Here is a 22,399-nt window from a genome sequence, read left to right as displayed (position 1 = left end):
GTTGACACCAACGGGTCATGTCCCAGGGCCCCAGGGGCAGGGCGTTCCCGAGGGGCACCCGGGCGGACGGGGGCGCGGGAAGCGCGCGGGACGGTGGGCGGCGGGCCCGCGCCCCGCCGCCCGGAGGAGCCTCATCTGGGCTACAGCACGCGGTGGACCTTGTGGTTGGCGGCCTGGGCGCGCGGGCGGACCACCAGCAGGTCGATGTTGACGTGCGAGGGCCGGGTGACGGCCCAGGAGACGGTGTCCGCGATGTCCTCGGAGGTGAGCGGCTCGGCCACGCCCGCGTACACCGCGGCGGCCTTCTCCTCGTCCCCGCGGTACCTGGTCACCGCGAAGCCCTCCGACCTGACCATGCCGGGGGCGATCTCGATCACCCGGATCGGCTCGCCGCACAGTTCGAGCCGGAGCGTCGCGGCGATGGTGTGCGCGGCGTGCTTGGCCGCGACGTACCCGCCGCCGCCCTCGTAGGCGGCCAGCGCGGCGGTGGAGGAGAGCACCAGCACCGTGCCGTCGCCACTCGCCCGCAGGGCGGGCAGCAGCGCCTGGGTCACGTGCAGCACGCCGATCACGTTGACCTCGTACATGGCCCGCCAGTCGTCCGGGTCGCCGCTCTCCACCGACTCCGCGCCGATCGCCCCGCCCGCGTTGTTGACCAGGACGTCCACCCGGCCGACCTCGGCGGCGAAGGCGTCGACGGCGGCGCGGTCGGTGACGTCCAGGGTGTAGGCGCGGCCGCCGATCTCCTTGGCCAGCGCCTCGATCCGCTCGGTCCGGCGGGCGGCGAGGACCACGTCGAATCCGTCCGCCGCCAGCCGTCTGGCGGTCGCCGCGCCGATCCCGCTGCTCGCACCGGTGACCACGGCCACCTTCTGCTCGGTCATTGCCACTCCTGGGAAAGATCCGGTCGTTGGAACTGATCATCTCAACGCGTACGACCGGCGCCGCCTTCCGTCCCCCACTACATTGCGGTCAAGGCACCTTCCATCCCGCGGAGGCCCCGCATGGCAGCCGACCCCCGCCACACTGATCCCCGCCGCACCGAGTCCGGCCTCCCGATCGCGCCGGTGTACGGCCCCGAAGACCTCGAAGGCTGGGACGCGCGGGCCGGGCTCGGCCGGCCCGGCGAGTACCCCTTCACCCGGGGGGTCTACCCGACGATGTACACCGGCAGGCCGTGGACCATGCGCCAGTACGCCGGCTTCGGGACCGCCGCCGAGTCCAACGCCCGGTACCGGCAGCTGATCGCCCACGGCACCACGGGCCTGTCGGTCGCCTTCGACCTGCCGACCCAGATGGGGTACGACTCGGACGCCCCGATCGCGGCCGGCGAGGTCGGCAAGGTCGGGGTGGCGATCGACTCGGTCGAGGACATGGACATCCTGTTCGGCGGCATCCCGCTGGGCGAGGTGTCCACCTCGATGACCATCAACGCACCCGCGGCCCTGCTCCTGCTGCTCTACCAACTGGTCGGCGAGGCGCAGGGGGTGGCGCCCGGCCGGCTGAGCGGCACGGTCCAGAACGACGTGCTGAAGGAGTACATCGCGCGCGGGACGTACATCTTCCCGCCGAAGCCCAGCCTGCGCCTGGTCGCGGACGTCTTCCGGTACTGCCGGGCCGAGATCCCGAGGTGGAACACCATCTCGATCTCCGGCTACCACATGGCCGAGGCGGGGGCGGACCCCGCGCAGGAGATCGCCTTCACGCTGGCCAACGGCATCGAGTACGTGCGCACCGCCGTCGCCACCGGGATGGACGTGGACGACTTCGCGCCGCGCCTGTCCTTCTTCTTCGTCTCCCGCACCACCCTCCTGGAGGAGGTCGCCAAGTTCCGTGCGGCCAGGCGGATCTGGGCCAGGGTGATGCGGGAGGAGTTCGGGGCCCAGAACCCCAAGTCGCAGATGCTGCGCTTCCACACCCAGACCGCGGGGGTCCAACTCACCGCCCAGCAGCCGGAGGTGAACCTGGTCCGGGTTTCGGTGCAGGCGCTCGCCGCGGTGCTCGGCGGTACCCAGTCGCTGCACACCAACAGCTACGACGAGGCCATCGCGCTGCCCACCGAGAAGGCCGCCAGGCTCGCGCTGCGCACCCAACAGGTGCTCGCGTACGAGACCGACGTCACCGCCACCGTGGACCCGTTCGCGGGCAGCTACGCGGTGGAGTCGATGACCGACGGCCTGGAGGCGGCCGCACTCGGACTCATGGCCAGGGTCGAGGAGTCGGGCGGCGCGGTGGCCGCGATCGAGCGGGGCTGGCAGAAGGGCGAGATCGAGCGCACCGCCTACCGCATCCAGCAGGAGACCGACTCCGGCGAGCGCACCGTGGTCGGGGTCAACCGCTTCCGGCTGGACGCCGAGGAGCCCTACCAGCCGCTCAGGGTGGACCCGGCGATCGAGGCGCGGCAGGCCGAGCGGCTGGCCGGCCTCCGTGCGCGGCGTGACGGTCCGGCGGTGGATCGGGCGCTGACCGCGCTGCGCCGGGCCGCCTCCGGCAGCGACAACGTGCTGTACCCGATGCGGGAGGCGTTGGCGGCGAGGGCCACCGTCGGCGAGGTCTGCGACGCGCTGCGCGAGATCTGGGGGACGTACGCGCCCGTCGAGCGCTTCTGAGGCCGACCGACAGGGCGAACGCCCCCGGTCCGCAGAGGGACCGGGGGCGTTCGGGTGGTGCGCCGCGTCAGTTCTTCCTGGGCAGCTTGAAGGACTTGAAGTAGTCAGCGCCGTTCGGGGTGCCGACGCCGGTCGCGGTGTCGTAGCCCTTCTTCGCGGTCAGGCCGTAGTCGGCGCCGATCTTGTACAGGCGGACCTTGAGCGAGCCGCCGACCATGCCGAGGTCGACCACGTTGCCGCGCGGGGTGCGCACGGCGGCGTCGTTGACGTCGTGGAACGCCTTGGTGCCGGCCCGGTCGTAGATGGCGGGGTTGGCGAAGCCGATCGCCCGGCCGCCGCGCTCCTGGATGGTGTCGGCCAGGATGGCCGCGTACTCCGGCGCGGAGACCGAGGTGCCGCCGTAGCCGCCCTCGCTGTAGGCGCCCTTGTCGGTGTAACCGACCAGGGTGGCCGCGACCAGGTCACCGCTCATCGCGACGTCGGGGGTGGCGCGCAGCGGGGTGAGGGACTTGGTGCCGTCGGCCGCCGTCATGGAGACGGACTTCGGCACGACGCCCTTCTGGTACCAGGGCTGCTGGAAGTCCTTGGAGACGCCGCCGCCACCGCCGAAGTAGAAGGTGCCGGTGCCGGGCTTCGGGGTCCAGGACTTGCCGTCGTCCGAGAGCACCGAGCGCACGTCGCCCATGGAGACCTCGTGGCCGTACTTGCCCGTCTTGTCGGCGAGCTCCAGGGCGGTGCCGCCGACCGAGGTGACCCACGGCGAGGAGGACGGCCACTGGGCCTGCGCCTGGTTGGTCTCCTTCTCGCAGTTGATGCCGGTCGCGGCGGCCTGCGGCGAGTCGTTGCCGCAGTCACCGCTGGAGACGGTGAAGCTGATGCCCTCGACGGCACCGAGCTCGAAGAGCTGGTTGTCGGCGGCTATCACGGCCGGGTCCAGGTCCCCGCTCTTGCCGTGCATGATCTCGCCCCACGAGTTGGAGACGATGTCGGCCAGGTGACCGTCGACGACCTTGGCCAGCGCGGCGTTCAGGTCGCCGTCCAGGCAGGAGTCGGCGCCGACGTAGACGACCTTGGCGTCGGGCGCGAGACCGTGCGCCATCTCGACGTCCAGGGCCTCCTCGCCGGACCAGTCACCGCAGTCGGACTGGTGGTTCCACTTGTCCTTGGTGACGACCTCGCTGTACTGGCCCTTGGCGAACGGCTTGTCGCCGTGCAGCTGCGCGAAGTGGTTCGCGTCCTGCTCCATGGTGCCGAGCGCGTAGGCGTCGATGATGGCGATCCGGGCCCCCTTGCCGGTCACCTTGGCATCGCTGATGCCGTACGCCTTGCGCAGCTGGGTCGGGGTGTACGAGCACGGAGCGAAGGGCTCGTTCTTCTCGTACCCGGCCGGGGCGCCCTTGGCGATCTTGGAGGCGTAGCCGTTGTCCGAGCAGGTCGGGACGGTCGGCAGGCCGGCGTCCGGCTTGGCGGCCTCGGGCGCGGCGGCGGCCCGGGACTGGGCCCCGGCCTGCTCGGCGTCCTTGACCGAGACGGCCTGGGAGACGGCCTTGTGCTGGACGTCGGTCAGGTTGGCGACACCCAGCACCGAGCCGGCGAGGGCGGCGGGGACCACGACGTCGCGGGCGGGTGCGCGGTGGGTGCCGTCGGCGGTCCGGTACGAGTGGATCGGGGCACCGAAGGCCTTGGCCAGCTGGCCGGTGGTGCCGGAGACCTCGACGTAGTGCGCGGTCTGGTCGGTGACCTTGAGGCCGGCGCCGGTCAGCCAGGCGGTGACCGCCTTGACCTGGGCCGGGGTGGCGCCGAACTTGGTCTTGGCCTCGTCGGCGGAGAGGAACTTGCCGTAGTCGGGCGAGTTGACGTCCGAGACGGCCTTGGCCAGCGCGGCCAGCCCGGCGGAGTTCTGGCCGGCCAGGTAGACCCGGGCGGTGCTCTGGGTGGAGTCGGCGACGGCCCCGGCGTCGGCCTGCGCGGTGGCCCAGGCCGGGTGGCTGCCCGGCAGCTCCTTGGCGGCCTGCTCGTTGACCGGGGTGGCTGCACCGGCGGGAGTCGCGGCCGCGAGCGTGCCCAGGATCAGCGCGGCGACGGCCGGAGCCGCCACCGCCGCCCGGGTGCGCAGGGTTCGTGCTGCTGGCACGTAGGGTCCCCACTTCTGTGAACGGTCCGTCAGATCGCCTTCATCAGGGCATGACGGAGGAAGCCACGAGCTGTTCACCCAGCTGTGGCAGGGAAGTTGACTGTGCGGTAGTTGTCTATTCGGACGCGTGTGCGCTGCTCAAGAGTTCATCCAAAAGCTTTGCCAGCGCATGACCCGCGGGTAGGGGCGCAGTGCGGGGCAATCCGGGCAGAGGGGCGGATTGCGGCAGGCTCCCAGGGGCCGCCGTGTCCGTCGGGCCCTGGAGTCGTTGCACAGGGCAGTGATCATCGGGAAGGCGGCTGAAACGGTATGTCATACCCATCTGCACGGCCGGTAAGCATGACTTCTTCGGAAGTCAGGCCAAATCCCTGTCACCGGCCTACTCTTGTTGAGGTGAACCAACCTCAGGCCGTCGAGTCCGCACCCACACCCCCCGCCCGCTCTGGTGCCGTCCGGCCGGGCTCCGACCTGCGCGCCCGGGTCCGGGCGTACGAGGCCGAGCTGATCGCGTTCCGCCGGGACCTGCACCGCCACCCCGAGCTCGGACGGCAGGAGTTCCGTACCACCAGGCTGCTGCGCGAGCGGCTGGTGGCAGCCGGGCTCACGCCCCGGGTGCTCCCCAGTGGCACCGGCATGATCGTGGACCTGGTGCCGGCCGGGGCCAGGCCGGGCGCGCCTTTCCTGGCCTTCCGCGCGGACATCGACGCGCTGCCGATCGACGACGCCAAGACCGAGGTCCCCTACCACTCCACCCTGCCGGGCCGGGCCCACGCCTGCGGGCACGACGTGCACACCTCAGTGGTGCTGGGTACCGCGCTGGTGCTGGCCCAGGCGCTGCAGGCCGGGGAGCTGAGGCAGCCGGTGCGGCTGATCTTCCAGCCGGCCGAGGAGGTGATGCCGGGCGGCGCGCTGGACGTGATCGAGGCGGGCGGCATGGAGGGGGTCGGCCGGATCTTCGCGCTGCACTGCGACCCCAGGGTGTCGGTCGGCCGGATCGGCCTGAAGATCGGTGCCATCACCTCGGCCTGCGATCGCCTGGAGCTCCACCTGGACGGTCCCGGCGGTCACACCGCCCGGCCGCACCTGACCACCGACCTGGTGACGGCGGTGGCCAGGATGGCCGCCGACCTGCCCGCCGCGCTGGCCCGCCGGATGGACCCGCGCTGGGGCGTCAGCCTGGTCTGGGGCCGGATCGCCTCGGGGTCGGCGCCGAACGTCATCCCGCAGCACGCCGAACTGGAGGGCACGGTCCGCTGCCTGGAGCTGGCGGGCTGGCGCGAGGCGCCCGACGCGCTGCACGAGCTGATCGCCAAGATCGCCGAAACCTACCGCGCCAAGTGGAGCCTCGACTACCACCGCGGCGTGCCGCCGGTGGTGAACGAGCACGAGTCGATCGCGCAGTTGGAGGCGGCGATGACCGCCCGCTTCGCCCAGGGCGGTGGCCCGGTGGTCGAGGACACCGAGCAGAGCCTCGGCGGTGAGGACTTCTCCTGGTACCTGGAGCAGGCCCCCGGTGCACTCGCCCGGCTCGGCGTCCGGGCCCCGCACGAGAAGGGGGTGCGCGACCTGCACCAGGGCGACTTCGACGTGGACGAGCGGGCGATCGGGATCGGGGTGGAGCTCTTCGCGGCGCTGGCGCTGGAGCACGGCCGGGTGTGAGCCGGGGGCCTTCCCGGCCCCGCGGGGCCAAGCGGCAAGTGGCAAGCGGCGGCGGGATATACGTATACGAGAAGCGGATGTGAGAGCAAGCGGCGTCTTGGCGTAGGGTGTTCGAGTACTGGCGCAGGGTGTTCGCGTTATCACCCGACACTGACAGTTCGGGGGATAGAGGGTTTCGTTTTTGTCCGCTTTGTCCGGACGTAGGACCACATTTTGGTAACAACCCCCAGGCCCCCGCAGGCTGTAACCCAACCGTGTTCTACGCGCGTTACGGTGGCGCTCAACCACGCCAAACGGCTGTGTTGAGAAGGAGAAACTCCCTTGCGCCGTTCAATGAAGCTCGCCGCGGTAGTGCTCTCGGGATCCCTGGGCATCGCCTCGCTCGCCGCTTGCGGCGCAAAGAGCACCGACACCGCCTCCTCCGGCTCCGGCTCCTCCGGCGGCTCCGCCCTCAAGGTCGGCATGGCCTACGACATCGGCGGCCGTGGCGACCAGTCGTTCAACGACTCGGCCGCCAAGGGTCTCGACGATGCCAAGGCCCAGCTGGGCGTGGACGTCGCCGAGCAGGAGGCCAAGACCGGTGAGGCCGAGGCCGACAAGGAGACCCGTCTCTCCACCCTGGTCTCCAAGGGCTACAACCCGATCATCGCAGTCGGCTTCGTGTACCAGCCGGCCGTCGAGAAGGTCGCCAAGGAGAACCCGAACGTCAAGTTCGCGATCATCGACTCCTCCTCCAACACCCAGCCGAGCAACGTCACTTCGCTGACCTTCTCGGAGCAGGAGGGCTCGTACCTGGCCGGTGTCGCCGCCGCGCTGAAGACCAAGACCAAGCACGTCGGCTTCATCGGCGGTGTCCAGTCCGAGCTGATCAAGAAGTTCGAGGCCGGTTACAAGGCCGGTGTCGCCTCGGTCGACTCGAAGATCCAGGTCGAGACCACCTACCTGAGCACCCCGCCGGACTTCAGCGGCTTCAACGACCCGGGCAAGGGCAAGGAGGCCGCTCAGGGCCAGCTCGACAAGGGCGCGGACATCATCTACTCCGCCGCCGGTTCCTCCGGTTCGGGCGCCATCGAGGCCGTCTCGCAGAAGGACGGCGCCTGGGCCATCGGTGTCGACGCCGACCAGGCCAAGCAGCCGGCGCTGCAGAAGTACAAGGACCACATCCTCACCTCGATGGTGAAGAACGTGAACGTCGCGGTGTTCCAGTACATCAAGGCGGCCAAGGACGGCAACCCGCTCACCGGTGTCAAGAACTTCGACCTGAAGAGCGACGGCGTCTCGCTGGCCACCACCGGCGGCTTCATCGGCGACTTCAAGGCCAAGCTGGACGACGCCACCACGGCCATCACCTCGGGTGCCACCAAGGTCCCGACCGCGCCGCAGAACTGACACCAGCCTGACCTGCCACTGCCTCCTGCCGGGCAGGGCGTGATTGACGCGAATTCAGGGAGGGGCCCGGCGGGGCGCGCGTAACGCGCTCCACCGGGCCCCTCCCATCCCCCTCAAATCCCCCCGTCTTGGCCCTCCAGCGCAGCGACGCGCCATCCAGAACACCAGGAGATCGCCATCACCGCTTCCGAACCCGTCCTGAACAAGGGCGGCAACCCCAGCACGGGGACGGCGACACCGGCCGTCGAACTGCGCGGTATCACCAAGCGCTTCCCCGGCGTCGTGGCCAACCACGACATCAACCTCACCGTGAACACCGGCACCGTGCACGCCCTGATGGGCGAGAACGGCGCCGGCAAGTCCACGCTGATGAAGATCCTCTACGGGATGCAGAAGCCCGATGAGGGCACCATCACCATCAACGGCGAGCAGGTCGAGTTCCACACCCCCGGTGACGCCATCGCGCGCGGCATCGGCATGGTGCACCAGCACTTCATGCTGGCCGACAACCTCACCGTGTGGGAGAACGTCGTCCTCGGCGGCGAGAAGCTGCACGGCATAGGCGCCAAGGCCAAGGCCGAGATCAAGGAGATCTCCGACCAGTACGGCCTGGGCGTGCGCCCGGACGCGCTGGTCGAGGACCTGGGCGTGGCCGACCGCCAGCGCGTCGAGATCCTCAAGGTGCTCTACCGCGGCGCCAGGATCCTGATCCTGGACGAGCCCACCGCGGTGCTGGTGCCGCAGGAGGTGGACGCGCTCTTCGACAACCTCCGCGAACTCAAGGCCGAGGGCGTCACCGTCATCTTCATCTCGCACAAGCTGCACGAGGTGCTCTCGGTGGCCGATGCGATCAGCGTCATCCGCCGCGGCACCACCGTCGGTGACGCCGACCCGAAGAGCGTGACCGCCCGCGAGCTCGCCGAGCTGATGGTCGGCGCCGAGCTGCCCTCCCCGGAGAGCCGCGAGTGCACCGTCACCGACGTGGAGATGCTCACGGTCGAGGGCCTGCGCATCGCCAAGGCGGACGCCGAGGGCATCGAGCGCGTGGTCCTGGACGACATCTCGCTGAGCATCCGCAAGGGTGAGGTCCTCGGCATCGCCGGTGTCGAGGGCAACGGCCAGGCCGAACTGGTCGAGGCGATCATGGGCATGCTCCCGCTGAACGCCGGCACCGTGACGCTGGACGGCAAGGACCTCTCCGGTTCGCTCACCCGCGCCCGCCGCGAGGCCGGCATCGGCTACATCCCGGAGGACCGCCACCGGCACGGTCTGCTGCTGGAGGCCCCGCTCTGGGAGAACCGCATCCTCGGTCACGTCACCGAGTCGCCCAACTCCAAGGGCGTCCTCCTGGACCCGGCCGCCGCCCGCAAGGACACCCAGCGGATCGTCGAGGAGTTCGACGTTCGCACCCCCGGGATCGACGTCACCGCGGCCTCGCTCTCCGGTGGTAACCAGCAGAAGCTGATCATCGGCCGCGAGATGGCCCATGACCCCAAGCTGCTGATCGCCGCCCACCCCACCCGCGGTGTGGACGTCGGTGCGCAGGCGCAGATCTGGGAGCACATCCGCACCGCGCAGCGCGCGGGCCTGGCGGTGCTGCTGATCTCCGCCGACCTGGACGAGCTGATCGGCCTCTCCGACACCATCCGGGTTATCTACCGCGGCCGCCTGGTCGCCGACGCCGACCCGGCCACGGTCACCGCAGAGGACCTGGGCACCGCGATGACCGGTGCGGCCACCGGTCACATCGAGTCCGAGTCCGAGGCCGTCGAGGAGGACAAGGCGGTCGCCGCCGAGGGCACCGAGGCCGAGGCCGAGCACCCGCACCTCGGCGAGTCCGCCGACGAGCCCACCGACACCGCCGACGGCAACGCGCAGGCGGGGGAGTAACCCATGACCAGTAGTCCTGAAACCGCCACGCGCCCGGCGGCCAAGCGCTTCGACGGCGAGCGCGTCCTGCTCGGCCTCTCCGCGCCGGTGCTGGCCGTGCTGCTCTCGGTCGTGCTGTGTGCCGTCCTGCTCGCCGTCTCCGGGCTGGACCCGTTCAACGCGTTCAGCACGATGCTGAGCTACGGCGTCAAGTCCGACGCCCAGGTGGCCACCCTCAACAAGGCCACCACCTACTACCTCGCGGGTGTCGCGGTCGCCTTCGGCTTCCGGATGAACCTGTTCAACATCGGCGCCGAGGGCCAGTACAAGCTGGCCGCGCTGTTCGCGGCGTTCGTCGGCTCCCAGGTGGACCTGCCCGCGGTCGTCCAGATCCCGCTGCTGATCGTCGTCGCCATGCTGGTCGGCGCCATCTGGGCCGGTGTCGCCGGTGTCCTGAAGATCACCCGGGGTGTCAGCGAGGTCATCTCGACCATCATGCTGAACTCCATCGCCACCGCGGTGGTCGGTCTGCTGCTGGTCCCCGGCGTGTTCGCGCCGTCGAGCAAGGGCGGCGTCAGCAACTCCATCCAGACCGACCCGGTCTCGGCCTCCAGCCACTTCTTCGCCCTGGACACCCAGGGCGGCAGCCTCTGGGGCTTCATCTTCATCGCGGTCCTGGTCGGCGTGGTCTTCCAACTGGTGCTCACCCGCACCCGGTTCGGTTTCGACCTGCGCGCCACCGGTCGCTCGGAGAGCGCCGCGCACGCCTCGGGCGTCAACGTCAAGCGCATGGTGCTGACCAGCATGCTGGTCTCCGGTGCGCTGGCCGGTCTGATCGGTCTGCCCGACCTGCTGCAGAACTCGTACAGCTACGGCCAGAGCTTCCAGCCCGGTCTCGGCTTCCTCGGCATCGCGATCGCGCTGCTCGGCCGGAACTCGCCGATCGGCATCGCCTTCTCGGCGCTGCTGTTCGCCTTCCTGGACGCCACCGCGGTCCAGCTGCCGTTCTCCGGCTACCCGCAGGAGATCGCCGCGGTCATGCAGGGTGTCATCGTCATCTGTGTCGTCGTCGCCTATGAGCTGGTGCGCCGCTTCGGTCTGAAGCGCCAGCAGCAGAAGGTCGGCGCCCAGCTCGCCGCACAGGCCGCGGCGGCCGCCAAGAAGGAGGTGGCGGCATGAGTACCGCAACCGCTGCTGCTAAGCCCAAGGCCCCCGGCGGCACGCCCGCCAAGAAGGCCAAGCTCTCGACCCCGGTCGTGCTGCTGCTGATCGCCGGCGTCCTGACGCTGTTCTCCGTGGTCGGCATGCTGACCGGCAACCACGGTCTGACCTCCTCCGGCCAGGTCGCCGCCGCGCTCGGCTCGGCCGTGCCGATCGCGCTCGCCGGCCTCGGCGGTCTGTGGTCCGAGCGGGCCGGTGTGGTCAACATCGGTCTGGAAGGAATGATGGTCGCCGGCACCTTCTGCGGTGCCTGGGCCGGCTTCCTGGTCAACCCCTGGGTCGGCCTGCTCGCCGGCATGGCGGGCGGCGCGCTCGGCGGTCTGCTGCACGCGGTCGTCACCGTCACCTTCGGTGTGGACCACATCGTCTCCGGCGTCGGCATCAACCTGCTGATCCCCGGCATCTGCGCGTACATCAACAAGATCTACTACACCGACTACGTCGCCGACGGCGCCGGCGCCAACCAGTCCCCGCCGGCCAACTCGCTGCCGAACATCACGGTGCCGGGCCTGTCGCACTGGCTGGACACCGTGGAGTCGCACCACTGGTTCCTGGTCTCCGACGTCGCGGGCATCCTGGGTGGCGTGGTCACCAACCTCTCGGTGGTCATCCTGATCGCCGCCGCCCTGGTGGTCGCCAGCTACTTCCTGCTCTGGCGCACCGTCTTCGGTCTGCGGCTGCGCTCCTGCGGCGAGAACCCGACGGCCGCCGAGTCGCTGGGCGTCAACGTCTACAAGTACAAGTACATCGCGGTCATCGTCTCCGGTGCCTTCGCCGGCCTGGCGGGCTCGTACCTCTCGCTGGTGGCGGCCCACTTCTACAAGGACGGGCAGACCCAGGGTCGCGGTTACATCGGTCTGGCCGCGATGATCTTCGGTAACTGGCTGCCGGGCGGCCTGGCCGCCGGTGCGGGCCTGTTCGGCTTCACCGACAGCCTCCAGCTGCGCGACGCCGACTCGGTGCACGTGCTGCTGATCGTGGTCGCCGTGGCGATGGCGCTGATGGCGCTGTGGCAGCTGTACCGCCGCAAGGTCACCGGTGCGATCGTCAGCTTCGTGGTGGCCGGCGGTCTGGCCGCCTGGTACGCGACCACCGACTCGGTGCCGCGTCCGCTGATCGTCGCCACGCCGTACGTGATCACCCTGGTGGTGCTCGCGCTGGCCTCGCAGCGACTGCGCCCGCCGAAGGCCGACGGGCAGATCTACCGCAAGGGCCAGGGCAAGTGACCGCCGCCGGGGCCCCGGACTGGGAGCGGCTGCGGGCCGCCGCCCGGGACGCGATGTCGCGTGCGTACGCGCCGTACAGCAAGTTCCCGGTCGGGGCCGCGGCCCTGGTCGACGACGGGCGCACCGTCACCGGCTGCAACGTGGAGAACGCCTCGTACGGGCTCGGGCTGTGCGCCGAGTGCGGCCTGGTCTCCGCGCTGCACGCCTCGGGCGGCGGCCGGCTGGTGGCGTTCACCTGTGTGGACGGCGCCGGTGAGCTGCTGATGCCGTGCGGCCGCTGCCGCCAGCTGCTGTACGAGCACGGCGGTCCGGACCTGCTGATCGACCTGCCCTCGGGCGTGAAGACCATGGCGCAGGTCCTGCCGGACGCGTTCGGACCCGAGCGGCTCTAGCAGCAGCTCTTTTTACGCGCGTAGAGTGTCGCGAGGAGACTGAAATCCGGTCTTTTCGCGGCACTCTCCGTTTTTCGCGGCGATGTTCCTGCGGCAACTCCCGCAAGCGAGTCGCCGATCGCATGCATGTGAGTACCTGACCCACCCTCTTGGAGATTCCATGTCCATGGACGCCCCCTCCGTTATCCGCACCAAGCGCGATCGCGGTGAGCTGACCGACGCTCAGATCGACTGGGTGATCGACGCCTACACCCGCGGCGAGGTCGCCGACGAGCAGATGTCCGCGCTGGCCATGGCCATCCTGCTGAACGGCATGAACCTCCGGGAGATCAGCCGCTGGACCGACGCGATGATCCGTTCCGGGGTCCGGATGGACTTCTCCGAGCTGGGCGTGCCGACTTCCGACAAGCACTCGACCGGCGGTGTCGGCGACAAGATCACGCTGCCGCTGGCCCCGCTGGTCGCGGCCTGCGGTGCGGCCGTCCCGCAGCTCTCCGGCCGGGGCCTCGGCCACACCGGCGGCACCCTGGACAAGCTGGAGTCCATCCCCGGCTGGCGGGCGCTGCTCTCCAACGACGAGATGATGCAGGTGCTGCGCGACACCGGCGCGGTCATCTGCGCGGCGGGCGACGGCCTGGCCCCCGCCGACAAGAAGCTGTACGCGCTGCGCGACGTCACCGGCACGGTCGAGGCGATCCCGCTGATCGCCTCGTCGATCATGTCCAAGAAGATCGCCGAAGGCACCGGCGCACTGGTCCTGGACGTCAAGGTCGGCTCCGGCGCGTTCATGAAGAACCTCGCCGACGCCCAGGAGCTCGCCCGCACCATGGTGGGTCTCGGCACCAACGCGGGCGTCAACACGGTCGCCCTGCTGACCGACATGTCCACCCCGCTCGGGCTCACCGCCGGCAACGCGCTGGAGGTCCGCGAGTCCGTCGAGGTGCTGGCGGGTGGCGGCCCGGCCGACGTGGTCGAGCTGACCATCGCGCTGGCCCGCGAGATGCTCGCCGCGGCGGGCGTCCACGGCAAGGACCCGGCGGACGCGCTGCGCGACGGCTCCGCGATGGACCACTGGCGCCGCATGATCACCGCCCAGGGCGGCGACGTGGACGCCCCGCTGCCGGTCGCCCGCGAGCAGCACGTGATCACCGCTGCGGAGAGCGGCGTGCTCACCAAGCTGGACGCCTACGGCGTGGGCGTCTGCGCCTGGCGCCTGGGTGCCGGCCGCGCCCGCAAGGAGGACCCGGTGCAGGCGGGTGCCGGTGTCGAGATGCACTTCAAGCCGGGTGACACCGTCGTGGCCGGCCAGCCGCTGCTGACCCTGCACACCGACACCCCCGAGCGCTACGACTACGCGATCGAGGCGCTGTCCGGCGGCATCGAGATCTCCCCGGCGGGCACCGGATTCACCCCGACCCCGATCATCCTCGACCGCATCGCGTGATCCGCCGAGGTCCTGCTGACGTACGCCGGTCTCAGGCGTACGTCAGCAGGACCGAGGTGTCGATCGTCCAGGGGCCGACGGTGACGGTGTCGCCGAACGCGAACTCCTTGCGGGAGACGTAGCCGGGCTGGTCGTGGACGATACCGGTGCCCTTGCGCGGGTCGACCAGCAAGTACAGCGGGATACCCATGGCCGCGTAGTCGCGGACCTTGTTCTGGTAGTCGTTCTCGGGGTTGGACTTGGAGACGACCTCGACTACGAGCAGCACCTCGTGCGGCTGGACTGCCGGCTCCTCGCCCTCAAGCACCTGTTCGGGAAAGACCATGAGGTCAGGGCACCGCAACCGGCCGAGACCCGTGTCCTCCAGATCTGCGCCCGGGTGCGCAATGTGGCCAGGATGAGTCTTCGGCAGCTGCAGGTTGAGCTGACGGGCGATCCGCACGACGGCCAACTCGTGCCTCTTCACCGGTGACATCATCATGACGATCTCGCCGTCGGCGATCTCCACCTTGCTTATCCCGGGGATCTGCGGCAGCTGGTCGGCGATCTCCCGCAGCCGGGCGTACGCAGCCGGATCGATGCTCATGTCCGGAGTGTACCGACGGCCGACTCCCGTCGGGCGGCGGCGGCCTGCCGGGTCGCGTAGAGGGTGACGGCGGCGGCGAGAGCCATCGCGATGAGGCCGACGGCGGCGGTGCCCGTCCAGCCGGTGGCGTGGTACTCGTCGGCGCCGACGGTGCCGCCGAGGCTGTTGCCGAGGTAGTAGGCGATCAGGTAGAGCGCGGAGGCCTGGGCGCGGCCGTGGGTGGCGGTGCGGCCGACCGACGACGAGGCGGTGGCGTGGCCTGCGAAGAAGCCGGCGGTGATCAGGACCAGGCCGAGCAGCGCGCAGACCAGCGAGTCGCCGAGCGAGAGCAGCAGCCCGGCGGTGGTGGTGCCGATCGAGGCGTACAGCGCGCCGCGCCGGCCAACGCGGCCGACGAGCCTGCCGGCGTAGGCCGAGGTGGCGGTGCCGACCAGGTACACCCCGAAGACCGAGGCGGCCAGCGACTCGGGCAGGTGGAACGGCGCGGCGATGAGCCGGTAGCCGACGGTGTTGTAGACCGCGCCGAACACGGCCATGAAGAGCAGGCCGAGCAGGTACAGCCGCAGCAGCAGCGGATTGCGCAGGTGGGCCGAGACCGTACGGGTCAGGGCGCGGGCGTCCACCGGGGCCCGGCGGAAGTTCCGGGCGGCCGGGATGAGCAGCCGGAACGCCAGGGTGGCCAGCACGGCCATGGCGGCCGAGGCGGCGAGGCCCCAGCGCCAGCCCCAGGCGGCGGCCACCCAGCCGGAGACCAGGCGGCCGCCCATGCCGCCGATGCTGTTGCCCGCCACGTACAGGCCCATCGCGGAGGCCAGCGCGCTCGGGTGGACCTCCTCGGCGAGGTAGGCCATCGCGGTCGCGGGCAGCCCGGCGAGGGCGGCGCCCTGGAGCACCCGCAGCACCACCATGGTGGAGAGGTCCGGCGCGAGGGGTAGGGCCAGGGCGACCACCGAGGCGGCCACGGTGGAGGTGGTCATCACCGCGGTGCGGCCGAACCGGTCGGACAGCGCGCTTGCCGGGAGAAGCGCCAAAGCCAGTCCCAGGGTTGCCGCCGAGGAGGTCCAACTCGCCTGCCCCGGCGTGAGATCGAGGTCGGCGGAGAGGATCGGCAGCAAGCCCTGGGTGGAGTACAGCAGGACGAAGGTGGCGACCCCGGCGGCGAACAGCGCGAGGTTGGCGTGGCGGAAGCCGCGCTCACCCGGGCGGTGCCGCGAGTCCTCGGGCCCGGCGTCGGTGGGAGCGGTGGAAGCTGGCTGGGCGGGGGCGCCCGGTCGTGCCGGTGCGGATGCCCCCTCAATGGCAGGCGACATGGTTAGAACGTAGGACCGTGCTGCTTGATGCGTCCAATGCATGACTGACGGAGAATCGATGCTGTGACGCATGAGAGCAGCTCGCCGCCCCTGCACCCGGCCGAACTCGGCCGGGAGTCCGCCGTCGCCAACCTCGCGCCGCAGTTGGCCCAGTTCGCGGCGGTCGCCCGGCTGGAACACGTCACGCAGGCGGCACAGCTGCTGGGGATGCCGCAGCCGACGCTCTCCCGGGCGGTGGCCCGGCTGGAGGGCGAGCTGGGGGTGGACCTGCTGGCCCGGCAGGGCCGTACCGTCCGGCTCACCCGGGCGGGCCGGCTGCTGCTGGGCTCGGTCGAGCGGGCGCTGGCCGAACTGGAGCGCGGCGTCGAGCTGGCCCGCGCGGAGACCGACCCGGTGTCCGGGCGGGTGGCGTTCGGCTTCCTGCACACCATGGGGACGGACGCGGTGCCGGCGCTGCTGCGGGATTTCCGGGCCGATCACCCGCAGGTGCGGTTCCAGCTGGTGCAGGACTACGTCGCGGCGATGCTGGAGCGGCTGCGCGACGGCGAGTTGGACCTGTGCCTGGTCTCACCCTTGCCGGACGCGACCGACCTGACGGCCCGTCCGCTGGACGAGCAGCGGCTCTATCTGACCGTCCCCTGTGACCACCGGCTCGCCGGGCGGCGCCGGATCCGGCTGGCCGAGGTGGCCCAGGAGCCGTTCGTCGTGGTGGAGGAGGGGTACGGCCTGCGCGCGATCACGGAGGCGTTCTGCGCGGAGGCCGGGTTCGCGCCCCGGATCGCCTTCGAGGGGGAGGAGGCGGAGACGCTGCGGGGGCTGGTCGCGGCCGGGCTCGGGGTGGCGCTGCTGCCGCCCGGTCTCGTCCCGCGCCCCGGCGTGGTCGAACTGGAGGTGACGGCGCCCCGCACCCGCCGGGCGATCGGCCTCGCCTGGGTGGCGGGCCGGCCGCTGACCCCGCCGGCGGCGGCCTTCCGCGACTTCGTCCTCTCCCGCCGGGGGCGGCTGCTCGACCACGACTGAGGGCGCCCCCGGGGCTGGCGGGCTGCGCGGGGACCTGCCGCGGTGGACCGGACCCGCCCCGTGCCGGACGAGGCGGGCCGCCGTCCGGAGCCGGTGCCCCTGATGGGCGGCTCTCCGTCTGATGGGCGGCTCTCCGCGCGGCCCGGGGCGCCCCCGCCCCTCGGGTGGTCCCGTTGCGCTGTCCGGGTGGACGGGCGATGATCGACATGGTGAATCTACGCGCGTAGGGGCTACACTCCCGCAATGGAGAAGCAGATCCCTGTCGCTGCGGGCACCACAGGCCCCCGCATTCCCACCTCCGACCAGATCGCCCGTGCCCCGAAGGTGCTCCTGCACGATCACCTCGACGGCGGGCTGCGCCCCCAGACCATCGTCGAACTGGCAGCCGCCTGCGGCTACGAGGGGCTCCCCACCACCGACCCGGCCAAGCTCGGCGAGTGGTTCCGCGAGGCCGCCGACTCCGGCTCGCTGGTCCGCTACCTGGAGACCTTCGCGCACACCTGCGCCGTGATGCAGACCCGCGAGGCCCTGATCCGGGTCGCCGCCGACTGCGCCGAGGACCTGGCCGCCGACGGCGTGGTGTACGCCGAGGTCCGGTACGCCCCCGAGCAGCACCTTGAGGCCGGCCTCACCCTCGACCAGGTGGTCGAGGCCGTCAACGAGGGCTTCCGCCTCGGTGAGGCCAGGGCCAAGGCCAACGGCCACCGGATCCGGGTCGGCGCGCTGCTCACCGCGATGCGCCACGCCGCCCGCTCCCAGGAGATCGCCGAGCTCGCCAACCGCTACCGCGACCAGGGCGTGGTCGGGTTCGACATCGCCGGTGCCGAGGCCGGCTACCCTCCCACCCGCCACCAGGCCGCCTTCGACTACCTCAAGGGCGAGAACAACCACTTCACCATCCACGCCGGTGAGGCCTTCGGCCTGCCGTCGATCTGGGAGGCCCTGCAGTGCTGCGGCGCCGACCGGCTCGGTCACGGCGTGCGGATCATCGACGACATCACCGTCCACGAGGACGGCCGGGTCGAGCTGGGCCGCCTGGCCGCGTACGTGCGTGACAAGCGCATCCCGCTGGAGATGTGCCCCACCTCCAACCTGCAGACGGCCGCCGCGACCTCGTACGCCGAGCACCCGATCGGCCTGCTCAGCCGGCTGAAGTTCCGGGTCACCGTGAACACCGACAACCGACTGATGAGCGGCACCAGCATGAGCCGCGAGTTCGAGCACATCGTCGAGGCGTTCGGCTACACCCTGGGTGACATGGAGTGGTTCACCGTCAACGCCATGAAGTCGGCCTTCCTGCCCTTCGACGAGCGCCTGGCGATGATCAACGACGTGATCAAGCCCGGCTACGCCGAGCTCAAGGCGGAGTGGCTGTTCAGCGCCGGCGCCTGAGGGTCGCCGCGGGCGGCCCTCGGCGACCGCGTTCCGTGTTGACGCGGTCCCGGGATGCCCGAAACCGCGCCTGACGAGCGGTCGGATGAACGTGGGGCCACTGCCCGGGTCCTGCGTTCATCCGACCGGTCACCCCTGGGAGTTAACGGTCGTTGTACCTCCCGGAACCTTGTCACTACGGTGTGCCAGTCACTGTTGACACGGTGTAGCGGTGTGCGTCCCCGGGCGCGTCCGCGCGCCGCCCACCGACGAGGACCGAGGACCAACACATGAAGCAGGCCACTCTGAAGATCGCCGGAACCGCGGCGCTCGGCGTCGCGCTCGCGGCGGCTGCCGCCGGTTCCGCCTCCGCCGCCGGCTCCGGTGGGTTCGGGAGCCCGGCCAACGTGCTGGACAAGTCCGGGGTGCTGACCGGCGCCGCCACCAGTGCGACCGGCAAGCTGCCGACCGCCCCGGTCACCAACGCGGTCGGCGACCTCAACCACGGCGTCGGCTCCTCCCTGGCCCCGGCCCCGGCGGCGCAGGACCCCGCGGCCGACGGGACCGCCGACGCGCCCGCCGAGGACGCTTCGGCCGGCGCCAAGAAGGCGACCCGCGGCCTGCCGGGTGCGGACGCCCTGAGCAAGGTGCCCGGCGCCGGTGTGCTCACCGGTGCGCTCGGCAACGCCCAGCTGCCCGGCCTCGCCGGCTGACCCACCGGCCGCGGGCCGGCCTCGCGGCCGGCGCGCAATCGCCCGAACGCCCCGAAGGGCCGCCCGGACCGGCGGCCCTTCGGGGCGTTGTGGTGTGCGTCGAGGCGCGGCTGGCGCCGTCGGCTCACGGCTCCTGCGGGAGCAGCAGCCAGAGCGCCAGGTAGATCAGGAACTGCGGCCCGGGCAGCAGGCAGGAGGCCAGGAAGATGAGCCGGACGGTCCACGGGGAGAGTCCGAAGCGGTCGGCGATCCCGGCGCAGACGCCGGCGATGACGCGGTTGTGGCGAGGGCGGGCAAGGACGCTCATGGAGCTCTCCGAAGTCTTTCGGCCCGGTGCCGGTCTCTCCGGCGGGCATGTCTCCATCCTCGGTTCTCCCGCCGCTCTGGACGTCAGCCGCGATGGTGATCCGGCCCCCTGAGCTCTCACCGGGCCGGCGTAGCGGCGGCTCGGGGTCGGTTCAGGGATGGCCCCTGAGAACCGGTCGGTGGGCGGCGCCCAGCGGGGCGGCCACCGCGGTCACCTGGGGCATCGGCGTGGGCCCCTGGGACACGGACGCGGTCATCCGGGGTGCTGGTGCGGGCTCGCCAGCGGGCTCGGCCGCAGGCGCGGCACAGGAGGGTGGCGTGGGCGTCGCGGGCGTTCTGGGGGCCCGTCGGCGCAGCGCGCTCCGGCCGGCCGGGACGAAGGCCAGGTGGGTGGCGGCGACACCGAGCGTGCCCAGCAGGATGTCGTCCACGTTCGAGACGTGCCAGGGCGTCCAGCCCTTGAGGATCTCCAGGCCGGTGGCCAGCAGTGCCGAACCGCCCACGGTGTGCAGGAAGGACGGCAGCCAGCCGGTCCGCAGCCGTCCGCCGGCCAGCGGGAGCAGGACGCCGAGCGGTGCCAGCGGCAGCAGCCCGCCGGCCAGTTGCAGGGCACCGGCCAGGCCGCCGACGGCCAGCGCCTGGCCGACCGAGGCGAACGGGGTCAGGTTGGCCGGAGGTGCCCACCCGACCGTCACCGGACGGAGGGTGAACCACCCGACCACCGCCAGATATCCGGCGAGCACGGTCAGACCGATCCGCCGCGCCCGGGGTGACGCCTCGGGCCCGTAACCGTCCCCGGAGGGTTGCGACTGCTCCGGTGGTCCGTCCGGGGAAGGTGGTCCGTCCGGGGATGCGTCCTGCGGCGCCTCCTTCGGCTGCCGCGGAAGCCCGGACCGGGAGGAATCCGGCGCGAAGGACGGAGCGTACGCCCCTTGGGTGGGGCTGCTGCCGGCCCGTACGCCGGTCCCGCGCTCGCGCTCGTGGCGCGTGGTGGTGCCATCTCGCTGCACGCCGGGGAGGACGCCCCGTTTGTCGTTCACGGTTCCGCGCTCGGTCACGCGGGTTCGGGGTAACCCGTTCATGGGCAGCGGGACGCTCCTGGTGAGGGGACCGCGCTGAACACACTGACGGGCCCCTTGGCCGTGGCGTCCGCGCCGGGGCTGCCGCTCGCCGTCGCACCCGGCGTGCCGGTCGAGGGCACCCCCGACGGCGCGGACGACGGCGTGCCGGACGGAGCGGCCGACGGGCTCCCCGCTGCGGCGGACGGCCGGGGCGCGGTGCTCGGCGTCGGAGCCAGCACCGCGGTCGGAACCGTGTACGGGTTGGGGCAGGCCGTTCGACTGGCCGGGGCGCCCGCGTCGACGGGCACGGCGGTCGGCCGGATGCCGCAGCCCGTCGCGGTCGCCAGGACGGCGGTCAGCAGTGCGGCCGCCGCAGCGGTCCTGGGTACGTTCACCGGGCACCTTCCTGATCGGCCGCGCCAGCCTGTTCCGCGGTCGGTGCCACTGCCGGGCCCCGGTCCGATTCCGATTCCGTGGCCACGGCGGGAGCCGGGTCCGCGGCACTCGGGCCGTCCAGCGGTCCGCCGGGGGTGAGCGGCAGGGTCAGCGTGAACACCGCCCCGACCTCGCCGTTGGCGGCGGTGATGGTGCCGCCGTGGATCTGCGCGTTGGCCATCGCGATGGACAGCCCGAGCCCGCTGCCCTCGGAGCGGGCGCGGCCCTTGTCGGCCTTGAAGAAGCGGTCGAAGACGTGCGGCAGGACGTCCTCCGGGATGCCCGGGCCGCTGTCGGAGACCTCCACCACCACGGTCTGGCCGATCTGGCGGACCCTGACCCGTACCGGCGAGCCGCCGTGCTTGAGCGCGTTGCCGATCAGGTTGGCGAAGACCACGTCCAGGCGGCGCGGGTCGACCACGGCCAGGATCCCGCGCGGGGCGTCCACCTCGACCGCGTCGTACCAGGCCCGGCCGTCGATGCAGGACATGATCAGGTCGGCTATGTCCATCTCGTCGGCGACCAGCTTGGCGGTGCCCGCGTCGAACCGGGTCACCTCCATCAGGTTCTCCACCAGGTCGGAGAGCCTGCGGGTCTCGCTGACCACGATCCGCACGGCCGGCTCGACCATCGGGTCGAGCAGCTCGGCCTCGTCCTCCAGGATGTCCGTCACCGCGGTCATCGCGGTCAGCGGGGTGCGCAGCTCGTGCGACATGTCGGCGACGAACCGCCGGCTCTGCGCCTCCCGGGCGCTGAGCTCCTCCACCTGCTCGGAGAGCGACTCCGCCGCCCGGTTGAACGTCCGTGCCAGGTCGGCGAGTTCGTCGCCGCCCTCGACGTCGAGCCGGGTGTCCAGCTCGCCCTCGCCGAGCCGCCGGGCCGCCTCGCCGAGGCGCTTCACCGGCCGCAGCACCGTGGCCGAGGCGGCCTGCGCCAGCAGCGCGGAGCCGATCAGCGCGAGCAGGGTGGCGATCGCCAGCGACCAGCCCAGGGTGTTGAGGTCGGCCCGCTCGTTGTCCAGCGACTTGAACATGTACGCCGTCGGCCCGCTCGGCACCACCTTGGTGCCGCCGACCACGTACGGCTTCCCGTCCAGGTTCACCCGCTGCCAGTACAGGTGGTACGCGTACGGGTTGGCCGAGTTGGTCTCGCGCGGCCTGGCCACCGTGGCCCGCAGCGCCGGCGGCACCTGGGCGAGCGTGAAGCTCGACGGGGCGGAGGAGGCGGCGCAGTCGGGCTGGTTCTCGTCGACCACCACCACCTGGTAGTTGAGGCCGGAGGTGGCCACCAGGTTCGCCAGGTTGGTCAGTTGCGGGCAGGACGCGTTCAGCGGCAGGTCGGAGACATTGCGGGTGAGGGAGACCCGGAAGTCGTTCAGTGCGGTGTCCTGGGCGCGCTTGAGCACCGCGTCGCGGTTGAGCCAGTACGCGATCCCGGACGCCGAGACGGCGGTGCACAGCGCCACGACGGCGAACACCGCGATCAGCCGTACCCGCAGCGAACGCAGCTGCTGCCACCGCCAGGGGCGCGGACGGCGCGAGGTATGAGGGTCAACAGTCAACTGGGGTTCTCACCAATGTCGTTCAGAGCCGGGCCGCTGGTCGTCCAGGGCTGGGTGCTCGGTCGTTCGGAGCCGGGCCGGCGGTTTGCCGGA

Annotated in this window: 19 protein-coding genes; 11 read left to right on the top strand and 8 right to left on the bottom strand. The window is 71.4% G+C overall.

The features are described from left to right. Window positions 1–140 precede the first annotated feature (140 nt). On the bottom strand, window positions 141–884 hold the full coding sequence (locus ABD369_RS21420; protein WP_344638090.1) for an SDR family oxidoreductase: 744 nt from the start codon (window positions 882–884) through the stop codon (window positions 141–143). Between the two features lie 120 nt (window positions 885–1,004). Between ABD369_RS21420 and ABD369_RS21415 the strand changes: the two genes are divergently transcribed. Beyond that, on the top strand, window positions 1,005–2,609 hold the full coding sequence (locus tag ABD369_RS21415) for an acyl-CoA mutase large subunit family protein (RefSeq protein ID WP_344638089.1): 1,605 nt from the start codon (window positions 1,005–1,007) through the stop codon (window positions 2,607–2,609). 67 nt (window positions 2,610–2,676) lie between these two features. Here the strand turns inward: ABD369_RS21415 and ABD369_RS21410 are convergent, their stop codons facing one another. Further along, the gene (locus ABD369_RS21410; protein ID WP_344638088.1) at window positions 2,677–4,743 is read right to left on the bottom strand and encodes a S53 family peptidase; all 2,067 of its coding nucleotides are present in this window, start codon (window positions 4,741–4,743) and stop codon (window positions 2,677–2,679) included. A gap of 393 nt (window positions 4,744–5,136) precedes the next feature. Between ABD369_RS21410 and ABD369_RS21405 the strand changes: the two genes are divergently transcribed. From ABD369_RS21405 to ABD369_RS21375, 7 genes are all read left to right on the top strand, one after another. Continuing rightward, complete coding sequence (locus ABD369_RS21405; protein WP_425557708.1) at window positions 5,137–6,402, top strand: amidohydrolase; 1,266 nt, start codon at window positions 5,137–5,139, stop codon at window positions 6,400–6,402. Window positions 6,403–6,723: 321 nt separating this feature from the next. Next, on the top strand, window positions 6,724–7,791 hold the full coding sequence (locus ABD369_RS21400) for a BMP family lipoprotein (RefSeq protein WP_344638087.1): 1,068 nt from the start codon (window positions 6,724–6,726) through the stop codon (window positions 7,789–7,791). Window positions 7,792–8,073: 282 nt separating this feature from the next. Beyond that, entirely contained in the window at window positions 8,074–9,681 is a 1,608-nt protein-coding gene (locus tag ABD369_RS21395; RefSeq protein ID WP_425557707.1) for an ABC transporter ATP-binding protein, read from the top strand. Window positions 9,682–9,684: 3 nt separating this feature from the next. Then, on the top strand, window positions 9,685–10,839 hold the full coding sequence (locus tag ABD369_RS21390; RefSeq protein WP_344638086.1) for an ABC transporter permease: 1,155 nt from the start codon (window positions 9,685–9,687) through the stop codon (window positions 10,837–10,839). Then, window positions 10,836–12,107, top strand: a complete 1,272-nt coding sequence (locus tag ABD369_RS21385; protein ID WP_344638085.1) for an ABC transporter permease — start codon at window positions 10,836–10,838, stop codon at window positions 12,105–12,107. Before ABD369_RS21390 ends, ABD369_RS21385 begins: the two co-directional genes overlap by 4 nt. Continuing rightward, on the top strand, window positions 12,104–12,499 hold the full coding sequence (locus ABD369_RS21380) for a cytidine deaminase (RefSeq protein ID WP_344638084.1): 396 nt from the start codon (window positions 12,104–12,106) through the stop codon (window positions 12,497–12,499). Before ABD369_RS21385 ends, ABD369_RS21380 begins: the two co-directional genes overlap by 4 nt. Window positions 12,500–12,659: 160 nt before the next feature. Then, entirely contained in the window at window positions 12,660–13,943 is a 1,284-nt protein-coding gene (locus ABD369_RS21375) for a thymidine phosphorylase (RefSeq protein WP_344638083.1), read from the top strand. Between the two features lie 31 nt (window positions 13,944–13,974). Here the strand turns inward: ABD369_RS21375 and ABD369_RS21370 are convergent, their stop codons facing one another. Beyond that, entirely contained in the window at window positions 13,975–14,529 is a 555-nt protein-coding gene (locus ABD369_RS21370) for a Uma2 family endonuclease (protein ID WP_344638082.1), read from the bottom strand. Then, window positions 14,526–15,839, bottom strand: a complete 1,314-nt coding sequence (locus ABD369_RS21365) for an MFS transporter (protein WP_344638081.1) — start codon at window positions 15,837–15,839, stop codon at window positions 14,526–14,528. The genes ABD369_RS21370 and ABD369_RS21365 overlap by 4 nt, the downstream gene beginning before the upstream one ends. A gap of 63 nt (window positions 15,840–15,902) precedes the next feature. Between ABD369_RS21365 and ABD369_RS21360 the strand changes: the two genes are divergently transcribed. The 3 genes from ABD369_RS21360 to ABD369_RS21350 all read left to right on the top strand — a co-directional run bounded on the left by ABD369_RS21360 (window position 15,903) and on the right by ABD369_RS21350 (window position 18,943). Beyond that, a complete protein-coding gene (locus tag ABD369_RS21360; protein ID WP_344638080.1) occupies window positions 15,903–16,859 on the top strand; it encodes a LysR family transcriptional regulator in 957 nt (318 codons plus the stop codon). Window positions 16,860–17,102: 243 nt separating this feature from the next. Next, a complete protein-coding gene (locus tag ABD369_RS21355) occupies window positions 17,103–18,251 on the top strand; it encodes an adenosine deaminase (RefSeq protein WP_344638079.1) in 1,149 nt (382 codons plus the stop codon). 269 nt (window positions 18,252–18,520) lie between these two features. Further along, window positions 18,521–18,943: a hypothetical protein gene (locus ABD369_RS21350; RefSeq protein ID WP_344638078.1), complete on the top strand. Its 423-nt coding sequence runs from the start codon at window positions 18,521–18,523 to the stop codon at window positions 18,941–18,943. Between the two features lie 124 nt (window positions 18,944–19,067). Here ABD369_RS21350 and ABD369_RS21345 read toward each other — a convergent pair whose 3' ends face one another. The 4 genes from ABD369_RS21345 to ABD369_RS21330 all read right to left on the bottom strand — a co-directional run bounded on the left by ABD369_RS21345 (window position 19,068) and on the right by ABD369_RS21330 (window position 22,306). Beyond that, window positions 19,068–19,250, bottom strand: a complete 183-nt coding sequence (locus ABD369_RS21345; protein WP_344638077.1) for a PspC domain-containing protein — start codon at window positions 19,248–19,250, stop codon at window positions 19,068–19,070. A 151-nt stretch (window positions 19,251–19,401) separates the two neighbouring features. Further along, window positions 19,402–20,289 carry a VanZ family protein gene (locus tag ABD369_RS21340; protein ID WP_344638076.1) on the bottom strand — a complete coding sequence of 296 codons (888 nt, stop codon included), beginning with the start codon at window positions 20,287–20,289 and terminating at the stop codon, window positions 19,402–19,404. Between the two features lie 38 nt (window positions 20,290–20,327). Then, window positions 20,328–20,705, bottom strand: a complete 378-nt coding sequence (locus tag ABD369_RS21335; protein WP_344638075.1) for a sortase-dependent protein — start codon at window positions 20,703–20,705, stop codon at window positions 20,328–20,330. After that, complete coding sequence (locus ABD369_RS21330; RefSeq protein ID WP_344638074.1) at window positions 20,702–22,306, bottom strand: ATP-binding protein; 1,605 nt, start codon at window positions 22,304–22,306, stop codon at window positions 20,702–20,704. The genes ABD369_RS21335 and ABD369_RS21330 overlap by 4 nt, the downstream gene beginning before the upstream one ends. Window positions 22,307–22,399 lie beyond the last annotated feature (93 nt).

Source organism: Kitasatospora cystarginea, from assembly GCF_039533515.1.
In the GTDB taxonomy this organism is placed as follows: Bacteria; Actinomycetota; Actinomycetes; order Streptomycetales; family Streptomycetaceae; genus Kitasatospora; species Kitasatospora cystarginea.
Note: the sequence above shows the minus strand (reverse complement) of the source record. Positions and strands in the feature narration are given on the sequence as shown.